The organism is Mycobacterium sp. 1081908.1 (assembly GCF_001673535.1).
GTDB lineage: Bacteria > Actinomycetota > Actinomycetes > Mycobacteriales > Mycobacteriaceae > Mycobacterium.
On record NZ_LZLY01000154.1, the window covers coordinates 16,781 to 32,280 of the forward strand.

Consider the following 15,500-nt stretch of genomic DNA (forward strand, 5'->3'; position numbering starts at 1 on the left):
AAAGCCCCCGGACGCCCGGCGTGTCGGGGGCTTTTGTGTCTGCTCGCCACAGGTAGGTGCGCTAGGCCTCGATCAGGCCGAAGACCGCGCCCGCAGCGTCTCCAGCGCCTTGTCGGCGTGGGTGTCCATGCTGAATTCGCTGGCGATCACGTCGAGCACCTTGCGGTCGGTGTCGATGACGAACGTCGTGCGCTTGACCGGCATCAGCTTGCCGAGCAGCCCGCGCTTGACGCCGAACTGCGCGGCGACGGTGCCCTCGGTGTCCGACAGCAGCGGGTAGTCGAACTTGCGCAGGTCGGCGAACTTGGCCTGCTTCTCGACGGGGTCGGCGCTGATGCCGACCCGGTTGGCGCCCACGGCGGCGAACTCGGAGGCCAGGTCGCGGAAGTGACAGGCCTCCTTGGTGCAGCCGGGCGTCATGGCGGCGGGGTAGAAGAACAGCACCACGGGCCCGTCGGCAAGGAGGGCGCTGAGCTTGCGCGGCGTCCCCGTCTGGTCGGGCAGCTCGAAGTCGTCCACGGTGTCACCAGGTTTCATGCGCGTCACGCTACGCGTGCCGCGAGCGTAACGGCAGTGCGAAAAGCGGGCCCTGAAATCGCAGCCACGTTACGCTCGCGGGCCGCCGACCCACATCTGGGAAGATGGGTCGGTGCACGCCCACCTCGCCTCCGGCACCTCACGGGAGGAGTTCCGCCACCTCGCCGCGGAGCACCGTGTGGTCCCGGTGACCCGCAAGGTCTTGGCCGACAGCGAGACTCCGCTCTCGGCCTACCGCAAGCTCGCCGCCAACCGGCCCGGCACGTTCCTGCTGGAGTCCGCCGAAAACGGGCGGTCCTGGTCGCGGTGGTCGTTCATCGGGGCGGGCGCGCCGTCGGCGCTGACCGTGCGCGACGGCGAAGCGGTGTGGCTGGGCGCGGTGCCGCAGGACGCGCCCACGGGCGGCGACCCGCTGCGCGTGCTGCGGGACAGCCTCGAGCTGTTGGCCACCGCCGCCATGCCCGGGCTGCCGCCGCTGTCGGGCGGTATGGTCGGCTTCTTCGCCTACGACCTGGTGCGACGGCTGGAACGCCTGCCCGAGCTGGCGGTCGACGACCTGCACCTCCCCGACATGCTGCTGCTGCTGGCCACCGACCTGGCGGCCGTGGACCACCACGAGGGCACCATCACGCTGATCGCCAACGCGGTGAACTGGAACGGCACCGACGAGCGCGTCGACGAGGCCTACGACGACGCGGTGGCCCGCCTCGACGTGATGACGGCCGCGCTGGGCCAGCCGCTACCGTCGACCGTCGCCACCTTCGGCCGGCCCGAACCCCGGCACCGCTCGCAGCGCACCGTCGAGGAATACGGCAAGATCGTCGACTACCTCGTCGAGCAGATCGCGGCGGGCGAGGCCTTTCAGGTGGTGCCCTCGCAGCGCTTCGAGATGGACACCGACGTCGATCCCATCGACGTGTACCGGATGCTGCGGGCGACCAACCCGAGCCCCTACATGTATCTGCTGCACGTGCCGAACAGCGCTGGGACAACGGACTTTTCGATCGTCGGGTCCAGCCCCGAGGCGCTGGTCACCGTCGCCGACGGCTGGGCCACCACGCACCCGATCGCCGGGACCCGCTGGCGCGGGGACACCGACGAAGAGGATCAGCTCCTGGAAAAGGAGCTGCTCGCCGACGACAAGGAACGCGCCGAGCACCTGATGCTGGTCGACCTGGGCCGCAACGACCTCGGCCGGGTCTGCACCCCCGGCACCGTTCGCGTCGACGACTACAGCCACATTGAGCGCTACAGCCACGTCATGCACCTGGTGTCGACGGTGACCGGGATGCTCGGCGAGGGCCGCACCGCGCTGGACGCCGTGACGGCCTGCTTCCCGGCCGGCACGCTCTCGGGCGCCCCCAAGGTGCGGGCCATGGAGCTCATCGAGGAGGTGGAGAAGACGCGCCGCGGCCTCTACGGCGGCGTGGTCGGCTACCTCGACTTCGCCGGCAACGCCGACTTCGCGATCGCCATCCGCACCGCGTTGATGCGCGACGGCACCGCGTACGTTCAGGCCGGCGGCGGGGTGGTGGCCGATTCCAACGGCCCGTACGAGTACACCGAGGCCTCCAACAAGGCGCGGGCGGTGCTCAACGCGATCGCGGCCGCCGAGACGCTGACCGCGCCACCCTCGAGCAACGATGGCTGATTCCCGTCGGGCCCGTCCGCGCCGGCTCGCGATCGTCATCGCCCAACTGCTGCTGGTGGTGGCCGCGGGGGCGCTGTGGGTGGCGTCGCGGCTGCCATGGGTGGTGATCCGCTCCTTCGACGGGCTCGGCCAGCCCAAGCAGGTGACGTTGTCGGGTGGCTCCTGGTCGACGGCGCTGCTGCCGTTGGCGCTGCTCATGCTGGCCACCGCGGTCGCGGCGCTCGCGGTGCGCGGCTGGCCGCTGCGGGTGCTGGCCGTGCTGCTGGCCGCGGCCAGCCTGGCCGTCGGCTATCTGGGGATCAGCCTGTGGGTGCTTCCGGAGGTGGCCGCGCGCGGCGCCGAACTGGCCCATGTCCCGGTGATGTTCCTGGTCGGAAGCGAACGGCGGTACTGGGGGGCCGGGGTCGCCGTGGCCGCCGCCGTGTGCACGCTGACCGCGGCCGTCTTGTTGATGCGGTCCGGGGGCCTGCCGCGCGAGAGCACGACGAAATACGCCGCACCCGCGACCCGCCGATCGAATGCGCTCCGCGAAAACGATCGCGGGGAGATGCTGGAGGGGCAGCAGCAGCCGGAGATGTCGGAGCGGATGATTTGGGATGCGCTTGACGAGGGACACGACCCGACCGATCGGGCCAGCGGGTCAGACAGCGAGGGTCGGTGACGAGCCGCGAGGCGACGGTCGCTACCCTTCATTGACGTCATCGAAATCGGCTGAGTAACCGAGCGACAGTGGGATGGCAGTGGGAAGGGAACGACAGGCATGAGTCCGGCATCCGTGCTTGACTCCATCCTCGAGGGAGTCCGAGCCGACGTCGCCGCGCGCGAAGCCATTGTCAGCCTGAGCGAGATCAAAGCGGCCGCCGCGGCGGCGCCCCCGCCCTTGGACGTCATGGCCGCGTTGCGCGAGCCCGGGATCGGCGTCATCGCCGAGGTCAAGCGCGCCAGCCCGTCGGCGGGTTCGCTAGCGCCCATTGCCGATCCGGCGAAGCTGGCCCGGGCCTACGAAGACGGCGGCGCCCGCATCATCAGCGTCCTGACCGAGGAACGTCGTTTCAACGGATCGCTCGACGACCTCGACGCGGTGCGGGCCGCGGTCTCAATTCCGGTGTTGCGCAAAGACTTTGTGGTGCAGCCCTATCAGATTCACGAGGCGCGCGCGCACGGCGCCGACATGCTGTTGCTCATCGTCGCCGCGTTGGAGCAGTCGGCGCTGGTGTCGATGCTCGACCGCACCGAATCGCTCGGCATGACGGCGCTGGTCGAGGTGCACACCGAGGAAGAGGCCGACCGGGCGTTGAAGGCCGGGGCCAACGTCATCGGCGTCAACGCGCGCGATCTCACGACGCTGAACGTGGACCGGGATTGCTTCGCGCGCATCGCTCCGGGGCTGCCCAGCAAGGTGATCAGGATCGCCGAATCCGGCGTCCGCGGCACCGGGGACCTGCTGGCCTACGCCGGCGCCGGCGCCGACGCCGTGCTCGTCGGCGAAGGTCTGGTCAAAAGCGGTGACCCCCGCGCGGCGGTCGCCGATCTGGTCACCGCGGGCACCCACCCGTCCTGCCCGAAACCGTCTCGCTAGGACGCCGATGAGCCGTCCCCGCGTCGAGAATTGGTGATGGTAGACCTGTCCCGCCCGGAGCTTCCGCTTTCGAGTGCGGCCATCGCCGAACCCACCCGTCACGACCCCGATCAGGGTGGGCATTTCGGCGTGTACGGCGGTCGCTACGTCGCCGAGGCGCTGATGGCGGTGATCGAGGAAGTGACCGCGGCCTACGAGAAGGAACGCGTCAACCCGGACTTCCTCGACATCCTTGACGACCTGCAAGCCAACTACGCGGGCCGGCCGTCACCGCTGTACGAGGCCACCCGCCTGTCCGAGCACGCCGGCTCGGCGCGGATTTTCCTCAAGCGAGAAGACTTGAACCACACCGGTTCTCACAAGATCAACAACGTGCTCGGGCAGGCGCTGCTGGCCAAGAGGATGGGCAAGACCCGAGTGATCGCCGAGACCGGCGCCGGTCAGCACGGCGTGGCCACGGCCACCGCGTGCGCGTTGCTGGGGCTGGATTGCGTGGTCTACATGGGCGCCGTCGACACCGCGCGCCAGGCGCTCAACGTGGCCCGGATGCGGCTGCTGGGCACCGAGGTCGTCTCCGTCGAGAGCGGTTCGCGAACGCTCAAGGACGCCATCAACGAGGCGTTCCGGGACTGGGTCACCAACGCCGAGAACACCTACTACTGCTTCGGCACCGCGGCGGGCCCGCACCCGTTTCCGACCATGGTGCGCGACTTTCAGCGCGTCATCGGCCTGGAGACCCGGGTCCAGGTCCAGGCGCAGGCCGGCCGGTTGCCCGACGCGGTCACCGCCTGCATCGGCGGCGGATCCAACGCCATCGGGATCTTCCACGCCTTCATCGACGATCCCGGCGTGCGGCTGATCGGATTCGAGGCGGCCGGTGACGGCGTCGAGACCGGCCGGCACGCGGCGACGTTCACCGGCGGTTCCCCGGGGGCGTTCCAGGGATCGTTCTCCTACCTGCTGCAGGACGAGGACGGCCAGACGATCGAATCCCATTCGATCTCAGCCGGTCTGGACTACCCGGGCGTGGGCCCCGAGCACGCGTGGCTGCGGGAGACCGGTCGCGCCGAATACCGGCCCATCACCGACGCCGAGGCGATGGACGCATTCGGCCTGCTGTGCCGCACCGAGGGCATCATCCCGGCCATCGAATCCGCGCACGCGGTGGCCGGCGCCGTCAAGCTCGCCGCCGAGTTGGGCAAGGGCGCCGTCATCGTGGTGAACCTGTCGGGGCGCGGCGACAAGGACGTCGAGACCGCCGCGAAGTGGTTCGGCCTGATGGGATCCGGGGACAAGTGACCGTCGAACAGAGCCAAGCGAGCCGGCTGGGGCCGACGTTCGATGCGTGCCGCAAGGACAATCGCGCGGCGCTGATCGGGTACCTGCCGACCGGTTACCCCGACGTGCCCACGTCGGTGGAAGCGATGATCGCGCTGGTCGAATCCGGTTGCGACATCATCGAAGTCGGTGTTCCGTACTCGGATCCGGGCATGGACGGCCCGACCATCGCCCGGGCCACCGAGGCCGCGCTGCATGGGGGAGTGCGCGTCCGCGACACGCTGGCCGCCGTCGAGGCGATCAGCGCGGCCGGCGGGCGCGCGGTGGTGATGACGTACTGGAACCCGGTGCTGCACTACGGCGTTGACGCGTTCGCGCGCGACCTGGCCGCGGCGGGCGGGCACGGCCTGATCACCCCCGACCTCATTCCCGACGAGGCCGGGCAGTGGCTGGCGGCCTCCGAGGAGCATCGGTTGGATCGCATCTTCCTCGTGGCGCCGTCCTCGACCCCGCAGCGGTTGGTCACCACCGTCGAGGCGTCGCGCGGATTCGTCTACGCCGCCTCGACGATGGGGGTGACCGGTGCGCGCGACGCGGTGTCGCAGGCCGCGCCCGAACTGGTGGGCCGGGTGAAGGCGGTGTCCGACATCCCCGTCGGCGTCGGCCTGGGGGTGCGCTCGCGGGAGCAGGCCGCGCAGATCGGCGGCTACGCCGACGGGGTCATCGTCGGCTCCGCGCTGGTGTCGGCGCTGGGCGATGGCGGGTTGCCCGCGCTGCGCGCGCTGACCGGGGAACTGGCCGCTGGGGTGCGGCTGAGGGCGGCCGCCTCGTGACGCACCTGCTCGCCTACATCCCCAGCCCGCCGCAGGGCGTATGGCACCTCGGGCCGTTGCCCATCCGCGCCTACGCGCTGTTCATCATCGCCGGCATCGTGGCGGCGCTGATGATCGGCGATCGGCGCTGGGAGGCGCGCGGCGGACAGCGCGGCGTGATCTACGACATCGCGCTGTGGGCCGTGCCGTTCGGCTTGGTGGGCGGCAGGCTCTATCACCTGGCCACGGACTGGCGCACCTATTGGGGTCCGGCCGGCGCCGGGTCCATGGCGGCGCTGCGGATCTGGGACGGCGGCCTGGGCATCTGGGGCGCGGTAGCCCTCGGCGGCGTCGGCGCGTGGATCGGCTGCCGGCGTCGCGGAATCCCGTTGCCGGCCTTCGGCGACGCGATCGCGCCGGGAATCATCTTGGCGCAGGCCATCGGCCGGCTGGGAAACTACTTCAACCAGGAGCTCTACGGCCGCGACACCACGCTGCCGTGGGGTCTGGAGATCTTCTACCGGCGCGACCCCTCCGGATACGTCGACCCGCATTCGCTCGACGGCGTCTCGACGGGTCAGGTCGCGCTCGTCGTGCAGCCGACGTTCCTTTACGAATTGATCTGGAATCTCGTGGTTTTCGTCGCGTTGATCTACATCGACCGGCGGTTCAACTTCGGCCACGGCCGGCTCTTCGCCCTCTATGTCGCCGCCTACTGCGTCGGGCGCTTCGGCGTGGAGCTGCTGCGCAACGACACCGCCACCCAGATCGCCGGGATCCGGATCAACGTATTCACTTCGACTTTCGTGTTCATCGGCGCCGTGGTGTACATCATCCTGGCGCCGAAGGGCCGCGAGGATCCCGCGACCCTGCACGGCACCGACCACGGTGGCGAGGATGCGCCGAAGCCCAAGCCGGAAGCGAAGCCGGAACCCAAGGCGGAGGTCAAGGCCGAAGCCGAGCCGGAGCTCGAGCCGATAACCGGCGTTCGGGTATTGGGGGCGGCCGGGGTGGCCGCGGTTATTGGGGCGGGCAGGGCGACGAAAAGGCTGATACCGCGGCGGCGGTCGGGACCGGTGCAGGTTGCCGATGCTGAGTCGGCCGACGCCGACACGGTCAAGGTGGAGGCCGTCGAGCCGGCGGCCGAAGAACCCGAAACCGTCGAGGCACCGGAGCCTGAAGTCGCGGAGGCTGAGGCCGCGGAACCCGAAACCTCGGAGCCTGAGGCCGAAACGGAGGAGCCCGAAGCCGAAGAGGCCGAGACCGCCGGGGCCGAGGCCGGCGAGCCCGAGGTCGAAGAGCCCGAAGCCGAAACTGAGGAGCCCGAAGGCGAAGAGCCCGAAACCGCTGAGGCAGAGGTCTCGGAGGTTGAGGTCGAGGAGCCCGAAGCCGAAGCGCCCGAAACCGAAGAGCCGGAAACCCGGGAGCCTGAGGCCGTTGAAGCCGAGGAGGCCGAGCCCGAAGAACCCGAAACCGAAGGGCCGGAAACCCCGGAGACTGAGGCCGCTGAAGCCGAAGAGACAGAAGCCGACGAAACCGAAGCCGAAGAGACCGAAGCCGAAGAGACCGAGGAACCCGAAGTCGCGGACGCGGAGGCCGCCGTCGCGGAGGCCGTCGAGACCGAATCGGTAGAGCCCGAGGCCGCGGACGCCGAGGCCGTCGCGACTGAGGCGGCCGAGGCCGAAGTCGCGGAGCCCGAGGCCGAAGAGCTCGAACCCGAGGCCGAGGAACCCGAGGCCGAGGAAGCCGAAACCGAGGCCGAGGAGCCCAAAGCCGAAGAGCCGGAAGCTGATTCGGAATCAACGGGGCCGGACGAGCCCGGCGCAGCAGCCTCCGAGGAGCAGCAGGCCGAGCCGGACACGGCCGCGGAGGAAACCCCCGCCGATGACACCGGTTCAACGAGGCGGCGATTGAGCTTCCGGCTGAGGAACCGAGGTCGCGGCTGACGGCCGAACTCGTCGGCGAACGGGCACCGGATCTGGCATGCTGAAACCGTGACTGACCAGCCGTGGAACAATGCGGGCCCGCCGCCACCACCGCCGGGATACGGCTATCCGCCGCAGTACCCGCAATATCCCGCGCCTGGCCCCTACTACGACCCGTCCGCGCCGTTCGGCCGGCATCCCGTGACCGGTCAACCGTTTTCGGACAAATCAAAGACCGTCGCCGGCCTGCTGCAGCTGCTCAGCCTGATCGGCGTCGGCGGGATCGGCCGCTTCTACATTGGTGACATCGGGATCGGCGTCGCACAGCTGCTCGTGGGCTGGCTTACCTGCGGCATCGGACTGATCTGGCCGATCGTCGACGCAATCCTGATGTTGACCGGCAACGTCCCCGACTCGCAGGGACGCCCGTTGCGCGATGGCACCTAGTCACGCGCCGCACCGCCACCGCGCGGCCGCCGCGGGCGCCGGGATGTTGCTGGCCGGCTCGCTCGGTTACATCGGACTGGTCGACCCGCACAACGTGAACTCGGTGTATCCGCTGTGCCCGTTCAAATTGCTCACCGGATGGAATTGCCCCCTGTGCGGTGGCCTGCGGATGACGCACGACCTGCTGCACGGTGACCTGATGGCCACCATCAACGACAACGTCTTCCTACTGGTCGGCATCCCGATGCTGGCCGGATGGATCCTGGTTCGCCGCCGCAACGGCCGGTCGCTCCTGCCGATCCCGGCGGTGGTGACCGTCGTGGTCGCGGCGATCGCCTGGACGGTGCTGCGCAACCTTCCGGGTTTCCCGTTGGTGCCGACTGTCCTCAGTGGGTAGCCGCCGCCCATCCGGGCGGTTAACTCGGGCTGCCATCGCCCCGCACGACTATGCTGGTTCGCCGTGAGCCGACGCGGGAAGATCGTCTGCACCCTTGGCCCTGCAACCAACTCTGACGAGCTGATTCAGGCGCTGGTGGAGGCCGGAATGGACGTCGCCCGAATGAACTTCAGCCATGGCGACTACGCGGATCACAAGGCCGCCTACGACCGCGTGCGGGCCGCCTCCGACACGACCGGCCGCGCGGTCGGCGTGCTCGCCGATCTGCAGGGGCCGAAGATCAGGCTCGGGCGCTTCGCGACGGGGTCGACGTTCTGGGCCGACGGAGAAACGGTCCGCATCACCGTCGCCGAATGCGAGGGCAGCCACGATCGGGTCTCGACCACCTACAAGACGTTGGCCAAGGACGCCACGGTCGGCGACCGCGTCCTGATCGACGACGGCAAGGTCGGCCTCGTGGTCGACGCCATCGAGGGCGACGACGTCGTCTGCACCGTCATCGAGGGCGGCCCGGTCAGCAACAACAAGGGCATCTCGCTGCCCGGCATGAACGTCTCCGCCCCCGCCTTGTCCGACAAGGACATCGAGGACCTGACCTTCGCCCTGAACCTGGGCGTCGACCTGGTCGCGCTGTCGTTCGTGCGCTCGCCGTCCGACGTCGAGCTGGTGCACGAGGTGATGGACCAGATCGGGCGGCGGGTACCGGTGATCGCCAAGCTGGAGAAACCCGAGGCCGTCGACAACCTGGAAGCCATCGTGCTGGCGTTCGACGCCATCATGGTGGCCCGTGGCGACCTGGGCGTCGAGCTGCCGCTGGAAGAGGTTCCGCTGGTGCAGAAGCGGGCCATCCAGATCGCCAGGGAGAACGCGAAACCCGTCATCGTGGCGACCCAGATGCTGGATTCGATGATCGAAAGCTCGCGCCCCACCCGCGCCGAGGCGTCCGACGTCGCCAACGCCGTGCTCGACGGCGCCGACGCGGTGATGCTGTCCGGCGAGACGTCGGTGGGCAAGTATCCGCTGGCGGCGGTCCGGACGATGGCGCGCATCATCTGCGCGGTCGAGGAGAATTCCACCGCCGCCCCGCCGTTGGCGCACGTGCCGCGCACCAAGCGGGGGGTGATCTCCTACGCCGCCCGCGACATCGGCGAGCGCCTCGACGCCAAGGCGCTGGTCGCGTTCACCCAATCCGGGGACACCGTCAAGCGCCTGGCGCGCCTGCACACCCCGCTGCCGCTGCTCGCGTTCACGGCGTGGCCCGAGGTGCGCAGCCAGCTCGCCATGACCTGGGGCACCGAGACGTTCATCGTCCCGATGATGACGTCGACCGACGGCATGATCCGCCAGGTCGACAAGTCGCTGCTCGAGCTCGGCCGCTACAAGCGTGGCGACCTGGTGGTCATCGTCGCGGGCGCTCCGCCGGGCACAGTAGGCTCGACCAACCTGATCCATGTGCACCGGATCGGGGAGGACGACGTCTAAGGAGCTGAGGAGTGCCCGTGCCGGCTGGCGACGATTTCGAGGAACTGCTGGCGCTACTCGACCTGGCCCGCGTTTCCGAAAATCAGTTCACCGGCTCCCATCCCAGCAAGAACCCGATGCGCACGTTCGGCGGCCAGCTGATGGCGCAGTCGTTCGTTGCCAGCAGCCGCACCCTGGAACAGGCCGACCTGCCGCCCAGCGCGCTCTCGGTGCATTTCGTCAACGGCGGAGACACCGCCAAGGACATCGAATTTCACGTCACGCGGCTGCGTGACGAGCGCCGCTTCGCCAACCGGCGCGTCGATGCCGTGCAGGACGGGATTCTGTTGTCCACGTGCCTGATTTCGTACATGTCGGGCGGCCCCGGACTCGAGCACGGCGTCGAGCCGCCGCAGGTGGCGCCGCCCCACGCGCAGCCGTCGCTCGGCGAGCTGTTGCGCGGCTACGAAAAGATCGTCCCGCACTTCGTCAACGCGCTGCAGCCCATCGAATGGCGCTTCACCAACGATCCCTCGTGGGTCATGCGCGACAAGGGAGAGCGGCTGCCGCACAACAGGGTTTGGATGAAGGCGCTGGGCGCGCTGCCCGACGACCCGGTGCTGCACACCGCGACCATGTTGTTCTCCTCGGACACCACCGTGCTGGACTCGGCCATCACCACCCACGGGTTATCGTGGGGTTTCGACCGCATCTTCGCGGCGTCCGCCAACCATTCCGTGTGGTTTCACCGGCAGGTCAAATTCGACGACTGGGTCCTGTACTCGACGTCCTCGCCGGTGGCCGCGGACTCGCGCGGGCTCGGCACCGGTCATTTCTTCGACCGCTCGGGGCGGGTCGTCGCCACGGTGGCGCAGGAGGGCGTGCTGTTATATTTCCCGGCTTCCGGACGATAGACAGGTCACAGTACGGCATACCCGCAGGAAAACCGCCAAATTTGGGCCCATCGGGGCCGCGATCGGGCGTAAGTTCCTATCAGCCGGGTATTCGGTGCGAAAGGCGGTGATCAGGCCGCTGAGCTGGACTTATCGCATCGGGAGGTGAGAGTGAACGGGCCGGTTGACGTAGCACCGAAGTCCCGCGCGCGGGAACGCGTTGTCGTCCACGTCGATTCACGGGCCGCCCGCTGGGTCGGGGCGTCGGCCCTGCTGTGCGCGGCGGGGTGGCTGATCCTCATACTGGCCCGCCACCACCAGCAGCCCTACTGGCACTACTCCGACCGGCTGGGCTGGTCGCTGACGGTGCTGGGCGCGGTGGCGTTCATCGCCCGCGGCATCTTCCTGGGCCGTCCGGTGACGGCCATGCACGCCGTCGCCGCAGCGCTTTTCGTGGTGGCGGGGCTGGGCGCGCACGTGCTGTCCTTCGACCTGCTCGGCGATTTGCTGATCGTCAGCTCCGGGGTCGTGCTGATGTGGCCGACGACCGCGCACCCACGACCCGAGGACCTGCCCCGTATTTGGCGGTTGATCAATGCCAGCGCCGACGACCCGTTGGCCCCGTTCGCCATGCAGACGGGCAAGTGCTACCACTTCACCGCGGACCGCAGCGCCGCGCTGGCATACCGGACCCGGCTGGGATACGCGGCCGTCGGCGGGGACCCCGTCGGCAACGAAGCGAAATTCCCCGAGTTGGTCGCCGACTTCGCCGCCATGTGCCACGCGCACGGCTGGCGGATCGCGGTGGTGGGTTGCAGCGAACGCCGACTCGAGTTGTGGCGCGACCCGGCGGTGATCGGGCAAACGTTGCGCGCGATACCGATCGGGCGCGACGTCGTCGTCGACGTGGCCGGCTTCGAGATGGTGGGACGCAGGTTCCGCAACCTGCGGCAGGCGGTGAAGCGCACCCACAACTTCGGTGTCACCACCGAGATCGTGGACGAGCAGCAACTCGACGAGAAACTGCTTGCCGAGCTGACCGACGTGGTGCGGGCCTCGCCCAGCGGCGCCCACCACGATCGCGGCTTCTACATGAACCTCGACGGCGTGCTGGAGGGCCGGTTCCCGGGAATCAAGCTGATCATCGCCCGGGATGCCTCGGGCCGGGTGCAGGGCTTCCATCGGTACGCGACCGCCGGCGGCGGCAGCGACGTCAGCCTCGACGTGCCGTGGCGTCGCCGCGGGGCTCCCAACGGCATCGACGAACGGCTCAGCGTCGACATGATCATGGCCGCGAAAGAAGCTGGCGCGCAACGGGTATCGCTCTCGTTCGCCGCCTTTCCGGAGATCTTCGAGGACAAGGACCGCGGCCGGGTCCAGCGCGTCTTCTATCGGCTGATCCACGTGCTCGACCCGCTGATCGCGCTCGAGTCGCTGTACCGCTACGTCCGCAAGTTCCACGCGATGGACGCCAGGCGCTACGCGGTGATCTCGATGACCCAGCTGGTCCAGTTGGTGGTCGTGTTGTTGACGCTGGAGTTCACGCCGCGGCGGCGACACCTGTAAATTCCCGGCGCTGTGATGTCGGAATTCCGCTAGCCTCTGGCGGCGACGGCCGGTTGGCTGGAGTTATGACAGAAATTGCGAATCTGCGCGATGAGGCCATGCGCGAACTGATTTCGAGTTTATCGGACGTGCACGCGACCGCACCGACGTGGTGCGCGGGCTGGAGCGCCCACGAGCTCACCGCACATGTGGCGGCGGCTGCCGAGGAGCGGGCCAATCTCATCGAGGATCACCTGGCGGGCAGGCCGGCGAGGCCGACGCGGTCCTGGGAGGTGCGCGAGCCGCCGTTTCGCGCGATGCCAGACGCCCAGCTTCGAGAACGCCTGGTGGAACACGCCATTCGCTTCGAGTCCAGCGTGGCGGCCCTTCCGGAGGGCCACACCATCATGTACACGGGCTGGGCGATGACCGCCCAACGGCTGCGCATGCACAGCCACAGCGAAGCGGTGCTGCACCGCTGGGATCTCGTCGGCGACGACGACGTCAGCGTTCGATCGCTGTCGGATCCGGCGATGGTCAGTCATGCGCTTGCGGTGTTCGACGCGATGCCCGCGTTGGCGGAGGCCCGGCGCTCGTGCGGCCGTGACCTCGTTGTGAGACCGGGGGAGGGCCTGTCGGTAACCGCGAGCGGCCACAGCCTCGCAATCGACCTGCGGCCCCACGAGCTACCGCTATTCCTGTGGGGGCGTTGTCCGTCACGGCTGCGCGACCCGAACGCCAACGCCGAGACACTCGACGACGTCCTCCAGCGCCTGCTCAAAGGCGAAGTTGGCGGCAGCCAATCCCGTCGGGCAAGTGGTGGGTAGCCACCACGACGGTCCGGTCGGCGGACATTAGGCCGTTCGGGCCCAACAGATCGCGCAGGACCCGTTCGGCGTCCGTCGCGTCGAGGTGCTCGGTGGGTTCGTCGAGCAGCACGATCCGGGCGGGTGAGATCACCGCGCGTGCCAACAGCAGCCGTCGGCGCTGGCCCGCCGAAAGGGCCTGCGCACCACCGGTCAACACCGTGGACAGGCCCTCGGGCAGGCCGGCGAGCCAGCCGCCGAGGCCGACCGCGCCCAGCGCCGCGGTCAGCTCGTCGTCGCCGCAGTCCCCGCGGGCGACCAGCACGTTGTCGCGGACCGTGGTGGCGAAGACGTGCGCGTCCTCGGCGAAAAAGCTTACCGCCCTATGCAATTCGTCTTCGTCGAACCGGCCGATATCGGTACCGTCCAGCGTCACGCGCCCGTCCAGCGGGGGGATCAGCCCGGCGAGCGTCATCAGCAGCGTCGTCTTGCCCGAGCCGCTGGCGCCCGTGACGGCCAGCCGGGCCCCCGGCGGCAGGTCGAGCTGCACGCTGGTCGGCCTGCCCGAATCCGCGTGGCCCGAACGGATATCGGCGGAGAGCACGCCAGTGCCGTCGGGCACCTGCTCGCCGGGCTCGTTCGGGTGTTCCGGGGGAGCCAGGTCGAGCAGGCGGCGCGCCGCGATCCGCGACCGGGTCAGCTGGACGGCGGCGGCCGGCAACGCCGTCGTTGCCTCGAACGCGGACAGCGGCAACAACATCAGGACCGCGAGCGTCGTGGGCGCGACCGCATGCGCCAGTCCGATCCCGGCCACCACCGCACCCAGCACGCTGGCCCCGATCGTCGCGGTCGGCATCGCCTCGGCGATCGCGGCCGGTCTCGCCGCGGAGTCGAGGGCCTCGGCCCAGGCGCGGTGGCGGCGTTGCGCATCGGCGATGACGCCGGGCAGGGCGCCCGCGATGCGCAACTCGGGGGCGTGTTCGAGGGCGATCATCGCCGATGTGTCGCGGTCGGAATGGTGCTGGCGGGCAACCTCTTCCTGCGTCGCGGCGGCCCTGCCGGCGAGCCGTGGCGCGACGTAGCCCGCGATCAGCAGGCAGGCCGCCAGCACCGCGGCGGCGGCCGGCGAAATGGCCGCCACGACCGCGGTGGCTGCCAGCGCGAGCACCGCGGCGACGGCGATCGGCACCACGGCGCGCACCAGCACGTTGGCCAGCTCGTCGACGTCGGCGCCCACCCTGGCCACCAGCTCACCGCTGTGCAGGCGGACGGCGGCCGCCGCGGGGCCACGGGCGAGCCGGTGGTAGATCTGCGCCCGGGCGGTCCCGGCCGCCTGCAGCGCGGTGTCGTGTGTGGCCAGCCGCTCGCAGTAGTGCAGCACCCCACGCGAAATCGCGAACGTGCGCACGGCCACGACCGCGACGGACAGGTCCACCACGGGCGGCATCTGCCAGGCCCGCGTGATCAGCCATGCCGAGACCCCGGCCAGGGCAAGCGCGCTGCCCAGCGACAGCACGCCGAGCGCGACGGCCGCGAGCACTCTGGGGAGACGCGGGCGCAGCAGGCTCGTGATAGCCAGGAGGAGATCAGACCGCGGCATGGCGGACCTCCGCGTCGGCGCCCACCTCGACGACCCGGTCGCCGATTGCGACGACGGGCTCGCGGTGCCCGACGACGACCACCGTCGCGCCGGAGCGCGCGCGCTCGACGATCGCCCGCAGCACCCGCTGCTCGGTCCGAGCGTCCAGGTGCGCGGTCGGCTCGTCCAGCAGCAGCACCGGGGCCGCCGAGCCGAGCGCCCGGGCCAGGCCCAGCCGTTGGCGCTGGCCCAGCGACAAACCCACGCCGCCGCGCCCGAGCACGGTTTCCATCCCGTCGGGCAGCTCGGCCAGCACGGCGTCGAAACCCGCTGCGGTGCAGGCCTCGTCGAGGTCGTCGGGCGCTCCGAACAGGGTCAGGTTGTCGCGGACGGTGCCCGGGACGAGGACGGGGCGCTGCGGCAGCCAGGACAGCTGCCGCCACCACGCGGCGGGGTCCAAGTCTTCGACGTCGGTCCCGGCCACGGTGATCCGGCCTGAGGACGGCGCGGTGAGCCCCGCGACCTCACCGCGGTGCTCGAACCCGGCCGGGTCACGGTGCTGACCGGGCACAACGGCGCCGGCAAGAGCA

15 protein-coding genes are annotated in these 15,500 nt (G+C 69.8%); 12 read left to right on the forward strand and 3 right to left on the reverse strand.

The features are described 5' to 3' along the window. Positions 1-72 precede the first annotated feature (72 nt). Positions 73-537 carry a peroxiredoxin gene (locus A5655_RS24975; protein ID WP_067015127.1) on the reverse strand — a complete coding sequence of 155 codons (465 nt, stop codon included), beginning with the start codon at positions 535-537 and terminating at the stop codon, positions 73-75. A 112-nt stretch (positions 538-649) separates the two neighbouring features. On the opposite strand from A5655_RS24975, the gene A5655_RS24980 reads away from it, so the two are divergent. From A5655_RS24980 to A5655_RS25035, 12 genes are all read left to right on the forward strand, one after another. Further along, positions 650-2,188 (forward strand): anthranilate synthase component I, encoded by a 1,539-nt coding sequence (locus A5655_RS24980; protein WP_067015129.1) that lies wholly within the window; start codon positions 650-652, stop codon positions 2,186-2,188. Then, on the forward strand, positions 2,181-2,849 hold the full coding sequence (locus A5655_RS24985; protein ID WP_067015132.1) for a TIGR02234 family membrane protein: 669 nt from the start codon (positions 2,181-2,183) through the stop codon (positions 2,847-2,849). The genes A5655_RS24980 and A5655_RS24985 overlap by 8 nt, the downstream gene beginning before the upstream one ends. Positions 2,850-2,948: 99 nt before the next feature. After that, positions 2,949-3,767 carry an indole-3-glycerol phosphate synthase TrpC gene (gene trpC / locus A5655_RS24990; RefSeq protein ID WP_067015135.1) on the forward strand — a complete coding sequence of 273 codons (819 nt, stop codon included), beginning with the start codon at positions 2,949-2,951 and terminating at the stop codon, positions 3,765-3,767. 33 nt (positions 3,768-3,800) lie between these two features. After that, complete coding sequence (gene trpB, locus A5655_RS24995) at positions 3,801-5,066, forward strand: tryptophan synthase subunit beta (protein WP_197508795.1); 1,266 nt, start codon at positions 3,801-3,803, stop codon at positions 5,064-5,066. Further along, positions 5,063-5,878, forward strand: coding sequence for a tryptophan synthase subunit alpha (gene trpA / locus A5655_RS25000; RefSeq protein WP_067015141.1), 816 nt, complete (start codon positions 5,063-5,065; stop codon positions 5,876-5,878). Before trpB ends, trpA begins: the two co-directional genes overlap by 4 nt. Beyond that, entirely contained in the window at positions 5,875-7,803 is a 1,929-nt protein-coding gene (gene lgt, locus A5655_RS25005) for a prolipoprotein diacylglyceryl transferase (RefSeq protein ID WP_067015144.1), read from the forward strand. Before trpA ends, lgt begins: the two co-directional genes overlap by 4 nt. Positions 7,804-7,851: 48 nt before the next feature. Next, positions 7,852-8,229 carry a TM2 domain-containing protein gene (locus tag A5655_RS25010; protein WP_067015147.1) on the forward strand — a complete coding sequence of 126 codons (378 nt, stop codon included), beginning with the start codon at positions 7,852-7,854 and terminating at the stop codon, positions 8,227-8,229. Next, entirely contained in the window at positions 8,219-8,626 is a 408-nt protein-coding gene (locus A5655_RS25015) for a DUF2752 domain-containing protein (protein ID WP_067015150.1), read from the forward strand. The genes A5655_RS25010 and A5655_RS25015 overlap by 11 nt, the downstream gene beginning before the upstream one ends. Positions 8,627-8,689: 63 nt before the next feature. After that, complete coding sequence (gene pyk / locus A5655_RS25020; RefSeq protein ID WP_067015153.1) at positions 8,690-10,108, forward strand: pyruvate kinase; 1,419 nt, start codon at positions 8,690-8,692, stop codon at positions 10,106-10,108. 11 nt (positions 10,109-10,119) lie between these two features. After that, positions 10,120-11,001, forward strand: coding sequence for an acyl-CoA thioesterase II (locus A5655_RS25025; protein ID WP_067015156.1), 882 nt, complete (start codon positions 10,120-10,122; stop codon positions 10,999-11,001). Between the two features lie 150 nt (positions 11,002-11,151). Continuing rightward, positions 11,152-12,546: a bifunctional lysylphosphatidylglycerol flippase/synthetase MprF gene (locus tag A5655_RS25030; RefSeq protein WP_067015159.1), complete on the forward strand. Its 1,395-nt coding sequence runs from the start codon at positions 11,152-11,154 to the stop codon at positions 12,544-12,546. 65 nt (positions 12,547-12,611) lie between these two features. Beyond that, positions 12,612-13,352, forward strand: coding sequence for a maleylpyruvate isomerase N-terminal domain-containing protein (locus tag A5655_RS25035; RefSeq protein WP_067015166.1), 741 nt, complete (start codon positions 12,612-12,614; stop codon positions 13,350-13,352). On the opposite strand, the gene cydC is transcribed toward A5655_RS25035, so the two are convergent. Then, positions 13,303-14,931 (reverse strand): thiol reductant ABC exporter subunit CydC, encoded by a 1,629-nt coding sequence (gene cydC / locus A5655_RS25040; protein WP_067015169.1) that lies wholly within the window; start codon positions 14,929-14,931, stop codon positions 13,303-13,305. The genes A5655_RS25035 and cydC overlap by 50 nt on opposite strands. Then, the coding region (locus A5655_RS25045) for an ATP-binding cassette domain-containing protein (protein ID WP_156765030.1) at positions 14,918-15,500 on the reverse strand (583 nt) is incomplete at its 5' end. The genes cydC and A5655_RS25045, both read right to left, overlap by 14 nt.